The sequence below is a fragment of the Pseudoalteromonas sp. TB51 genome, assembly GCF_000498055.1.
Lineage (GTDB): Bacteria > Pseudomonadota > Gammaproteobacteria > Enterobacterales > Alteromonadaceae > Pseudoalteromonas > Pseudoalteromonas atlantica.
Genome location: NZ_AUTO01000211.1, coordinates 1 through 5,089 on the forward strand (window position 1 = coordinate 1; position 5,089 = coordinate 5,089).

Consider the following 5,089-nt stretch of genomic DNA (forward strand, 5'->3'; position numbering starts at 1 on the left):
CCTGCCGCTTTCATTTGGCTAGGGTTAAACACACGGCCACCATTACCCCCTGCCAAATAGTGTTTGCCATTTAGCTCAACAAGCTCAGGCGTATTGCGCTCACCAATTTCAATCAGCTTGTTACTATTGGTGTAACCGCCATATTGGAAACCAGGTGGTTTTTGATCTTTTATAGATTTAACTTGAGCCAAACCAAGGCCAGTAATTACTCCTGCAGCAATTGGTCCAGCAATTGGCCCCAATTCAAGTGCCGCAGCTGCAGCTGTGTAAGTACTCATTAAAGCTTTAGCAATATTCAGTGTTTGCTGAACTTTAAAAGCCTTTTTACTGTGCGTTGCATATTGGCCAGCTAGGTTCTCACCAATTTCTAAACCAATGGCAACACGGTCATTACCACTGGCACGATCAAAATCAACAAACTGCTGGACTACTTGGCCATAGTTACCTGCATATCTAAGTTGAACAGCGCGTTTACGGTCTTCATGCGCAGCCTCTTCAGCTTCAATACGGCTATGAAACCCTTGCAACTCAGCAATTTCAGTTTCATATCTATCACGACGAATTTGGTCTTCACGTTGGCGGGCTTCATTCTGGCGCTGTATTTCACGCGCTTGTTTGTCTGATTCAAGTTTTTCTAATGCTGCATCACGTTGCTGGCGAAGCTGTAGCTCAATTTCAGCATAACGTGCAGAGTCTTTGCCTTGCTCATCGAGGGCATTTCTAGCTATTTCTGTACGACGAGTATAAGACTGACGAATACGGTCTTCTTCAGTCAATAGGTCTTCTGTTAACTGCGTAAAGTCTTTTTCAATATCCGCTTGTTTGTTTTTTTCATCAATTAAGCTGGCAAGGTTACGCAGTTCTTGTTGTTGCTGGGGTAATAACTTGGCGTATTTACCGCTGGCAATTTCATAATTAAGTTTTTCAAGCTCAGTGTTTTTGCCAAGTAAGGCTAAGCGCTGCTGGTAAGAGGCATTCGCTTTTTGAAAAGCAGAAAGGTCATTTGGGCTTTGGCCTTGTTCAGGCTTCTTAGTCGTGCTTTTCCCTACAACAGCCTGTAAAGCAACTATCTCATTTTTAAGATCAGTTACACGTTTTTCTGCTGCTTCAACATCTTCAAACTTGCCCTTTAAGAACGGATTATTGAAACGTTGCCTTGCTTCATCTGCGAGCTGAATTGCACCTTTTAAACGCCCTTGAGCTAGCAACAATAAGCCTTGCGCTTGTTTACCGGTTAAGTTTGCATATGGGCTTAAATCTTTACTTGCGTCTTTAAGTTTATTTACAGAATCAGTTGCATCGTCCGCATTTGATGCAAATTCATAAATCCCCCAAGCAGCCAACATAATTAAACCAGCTGGGCCACCTAAAAGACCCATAGTGCCGCCTAGTGCACGCATTGCTATATTCGAACTGCGTACAGCAGCTGTATGCGCAACCGTTGCAGCAGTTAACCGTGCTTTTGCAGGGCCTAACACATTTGCCGCGCCAGTCATTGCAACCAAAGTTTGCACTTTACGCATATTTGCTTGAGCTGAAGCAAGCTCTGCAGCTGTATTTTTTACTGTTTCTTGAGCGAGTCGAGCTTTAGCTATTGTTGCTCTGGTCATGCCAGCTGCACTTACTGTTAAGCTGGTCGCTAATCGCCCACCAATAACAATAGCCAGCGCAGTAGCTGCAGTTGTTATGTCTTCAACAAGCTCTTGATTAGTTGTTAGCTCTTTTAAAACACTTGTCACCGTATCAATTGTTGGCACTAGTGCTGCACTAACAGGCTGCTCAATACGATTAACTAATTGCTCATAGGCTGTTTGAGTTCGATTAAGCGCTGCAGGAATAGTGCCTGCAATACGCTCTGCTGCACCTTCATAATCATCAAAAGCCTTAATAAGCGTTTCTTTAAAGAATTGGCTGCTAACTTTCCCATCAACAACCATTTGCCTAAATCCACCGGATACAAGGCCCGCCGCTTTATCTAAGCTTTGCAATAAACCAGGTAAAGGCTCAGTTACTTGGTTAAGTTCTTCTGCGCGTAAAGTGCCCGCTGTAAAGCCTTGAGCCATACCAAATAAACTCTGTGACAATTGAGCTGTTGTTGCACCTAACTGTTTAGACACATTGCTCATTCCCTCAAGCAATTGCTTACTCTCAGTGTCAGTCACAATTCCAGAACGTCTAAGCGCGAGTAATTTTGTATAGCTATCAGCCATAGCTGAATACACTTGGCTATGCTTATTACTTGTTGCTATCAAGTAATTCTGCACTTGGGCGTATTCTTGGCTTGAAGTGGTTAGCCCTTGCAAACGGGCATTAAGTAGTTGGATTTGGCCAATGTTTTGCACTTGCTGCTGTGCAAAATTAAGAGCCATAAAGCCACCAACAGCGGTGGCAAGGCTGGTATAACTGCGGGCAACACTATTATTACTAGACTCAAGCGCACGATTTTGCGTAACTTGCTGCTGCGCTTGTCGTTGTAACGAGCGTATATCGTTTGTATTCGTACGCGTACCCTGGCTAATTGCTTTGCCATCGTACAGTACTTTTAAACTTAAGTTATATCTGCTCATGCTGCTCTCGTGCTGCGTTCATTGCTTCTACTTCTAACACCTGAATTTTTTTAAAAATATCAGGGGTAATGTTTAACCCAGCTAGCCGCCAAGCGACTTCAGCATTGCCATAATCAAGGCCGCGTCCTTCTCCTTGCCATTGTGTTTCAACCATTAAAAACGCATTTACTGCTTCAGCATTACAGCTGTACAAATCAAAATTTTTCTCTTTGTTTTGCGCTTTTACTTGGTCAATGACTTCCTTTGGTGCTTTTTGCTGGGTTAAAACTTCAAGTAAATGTTTGGTGTCCGGGTGTTCGTCGGCTACCCAATAACGGGCAGCCTCTAGTAGTTTTTTCTGCCAGCCACAGCCACTGCAATAAAATAGGCATCAAGCACAGCAGTTCGCCACCAACTCACCTTTAAACATTTAGCTAAGTTGTCATCGTTAAATGGCAATGGCTCATTACCTTCATCAACAAAGTCATCACCCCAGCCAACGAGCACGCGCTTAATCATTTCGTGGTCGCCACTTTCGGCAAGCGCTTCGTTTGCGTCATCATCAAGTAGCTTAAATTGAGCGGTAAACTCGTGGCTGTTGCCATCAAACGTAAACTTAACGGGCTGCTTAACTTGCACGTTCTGCATTGTCACAATTGAAAAAGCCATTGTTTTCTCCTGGTGTAAAAGTGTTTTAAAACGAATTAATCAAGTAACAGGCTAAACTCGTCATTGCCTGTTTGCGGTAAAATAGCTAAGGCCATTTCAAGCTCTGCCTTTTTAGTGCGCTCAACATATTTAGGCTGCTTCACTTGCACTTTAGGGCAGCTAATCGTTACGCGGTGACCACCTGCAGGGCCGTGCTTAATTTGCAGATTGCCGGTTGTCGAATCTTTTGCTCGAGTAAAAAAGTCAATATCAGCCACATTAGGCGCAGCAATATTGACCGAGCCAGACATTGCGCGGTCTAAAAACTCAATCTTTGCCGTAGTAAGCGTTGGATCAAACTCCACTTCGTTGCCTGCATCGATGCTAAGTTTCGACGGCACAACTTCGAAGCCATGTAATAAAAAGTCAGTGGTGCGTCCTGCGCCAAGCGGAATAGGTTTAGGCCATGCACTAAAGTCGGCGGTTGGTAATTCGTTATCTTCAGGTGCAACATAAAGGCCTTTAAAATCGAACGATAAATAAGGAATGCCTTTTTCAAGCTCAATACTCACATTGCCTTGTGCACCCAACAAGGTGTGTTTATTGCGGCCAATTTGAAAGTGCATAGCCACTGATTCAGGCGCATCTGAAATTGGTGTGTACTCAACACTGGTATCAGCCACAATAACCTCAGCCATACCACACGCGCGCATCAATGGCCCCCACGCTGGGGCAACGCCTAATGTGCCACTGCCTACTAGTTCAACTTTAAAACTGATACCCGCATATTCATTCGTAAACATGCTTTCTTCAGCACCTAAGTAAGGCGTATTTAAACCGCGCTCAACTTCCTCACCTTCAAGTGGGCGTAGCTCAATATCTTTAGTTAGCATGGCAAGCATTGCACCAGGCAACGTGCCATAAGTTTGTTCAATTGCCGCTAATAGGCTGGTTTGTGACCATTTCATTTGCTTGCACCTTTGTCTTCAACTTTGTTCGCTTGCTTTTTAGCTGTGCTCTCAGGCTGTGTTCTGGCCACGAGCTTCAACTTACCTTTGGCGTCTTTTATATAGCTGCCGCCTTGGCTTGGCTTTTCGTTCATGCTGCTCTCCTAACTACTTACATTCACTGTTAAACGCATGCGCGCCTGATGACACAACACACCACAGAACATCACTGGCGAGTGGTCATCTAAAATCAGCCCTGTGTCGTCGCCTTCGTCCAGGTCATCAACCAAATCATTAAGTAATGGATCACCTGCAAATGCGTCATCTAAAGATTCAATGGCATTTTCAAAGTGCTCTTGGCTGTCTTCGTCATCTACAAAGCTCTTTAAAAAAACCACATCAAAGGTATAAGCAACCGTTGTTCTAGAGGCGTACGGGTTTTGGCGTTTACGGCGCTTTAAACGGATATACCCGCCACTAATAGCATCACCTTGGGCATACATGGCTTTGAGTTCTTGAGTGTTTTTGCTAAAGCGCTCTTTTTTATAAAAGGTGCCTACATTTGCACTATTGAGCACATTCAAAATCGCCGTTCTTACCTGGTTAAGCATTTGCGCCACCCAACTTATTAATCATCAACTTCATTGCTTCGTTAAACCGTGCCTGTATATATGGCTCACTGGCCTCAAGGCCTTCTTTAAACATCAACTTGCCAGTCGTACCACGCGCATTAATTTTCAATGCAATCAATGTCGCTACTCGTTCTGCTTCATCACCTTCAAGGCTAAGCACCGCCTCAACCCAATTCACTAAGGGTTCAATTGGTGGCATATGTGGTTTAGTGCCAAGCTCTACGGCTTCAGCGTAAAGCTTGCTAGTACCTACATAACCAATACTCACAGCTGGGTTTATTAAAACTTCACTATTAATACTGGCGGCTAAGTGGCC

The 5,089-nt window shown here is 44.1% G+C and carries 7 protein-coding genes; all 7 read right to left on the reverse strand.

The window, feature by feature from the left end:
• The coding region (locus tag L650_RS0111345) for a tape measure protein (protein WP_029773171.1) at window positions 1–2,567 on the reverse strand (2,567 nt) is incomplete at its 3' end.
• On the reverse strand, window positions 2,554–2,760 hold the full coding sequence (locus L650_RS0111350) for a DUF1799 domain-containing protein (protein WP_029773172.1): 207 nt from the start codon (window positions 2,758–2,760) through the stop codon (window positions 2,554–2,556). The genes L650_RS0111350 and L650_RS0111345, both read right to left, overlap by 14 nt.
• Window positions 2,761–2,891: 131 nt before the next feature.
• Window positions 2,892–3,215: a hypothetical protein gene (locus L650_RS0111355; protein WP_029773173.1), complete on the reverse strand. Its 324-nt coding sequence runs from the start codon at window positions 3,213–3,215 to the stop codon at window positions 2,892–2,894.
• A 35-nt stretch (window positions 3,216–3,250) separates the two neighbouring features.
• Window positions 3,251–4,162 carry a phage tail tube protein gene (locus L650_RS0111360; protein ID WP_029773174.1) on the reverse strand — a complete coding sequence of 304 codons (912 nt, stop codon included), beginning with the start codon at window positions 4,160–4,162 and terminating at the stop codon, window positions 3,251–3,253.
• Entirely contained in the window at window positions 4,159–4,296 is a 138-nt protein-coding gene (locus L650_RS24320; RefSeq protein WP_164835558.1) for a hypothetical protein, read from the reverse strand. Before L650_RS24320 ends, L650_RS0111360 begins: the two co-directional genes overlap by 4 nt.
• 9 nt (window positions 4,297–4,305) lie before the next feature.
• Window positions 4,306–4,752 carry a hypothetical protein gene (locus L650_RS0111370; protein ID WP_029773175.1) on the reverse strand — a complete coding sequence of 149 codons (447 nt, stop codon included), beginning with the start codon at window positions 4,750–4,752 and terminating at the stop codon, window positions 4,306–4,308.
• Window positions 4,745–5,089: hypothetical protein (locus L650_RS24325; protein ID WP_029773176.1), on the reverse strand; the 345-nt coding region annotated here is incomplete at its 5' end. The genes L650_RS0111370 and L650_RS24325, both read right to left, overlap by 8 nt.

What these genes read in the sequence shown, in the direction of transcription:
- L650_RS0111355 (WP_029773173.1), bottom strand. Translation starts at nt 3,215, where the DNA reads ATGGCTTTTTCAATTGTGACAATGCAGAACGTGCAAGTTAAGCAGCCC.
- L650_RS0111360 (WP_029773174.1), bottom strand. Translation starts at nt 4,162, where the DNA reads ATGAAATGGTCACAAACCAGCCTATTAGCGGCAATTGAACAAACTTAT.
- L650_RS24320 (WP_164835558.1), bottom strand. Translation starts at nt 4,296, where the DNA reads ATGAACGAAAAGCCAAGCCAAGGCGGCAGCTATATAAAAGACGCCAAA.
- L650_RS0111370 (WP_029773175.1), bottom strand. Translation starts at nt 4,752, where the DNA reads ATGCTTAACCAGGTAAGAACGGCGATTTTGAATGTGCTCAATAGTGCA.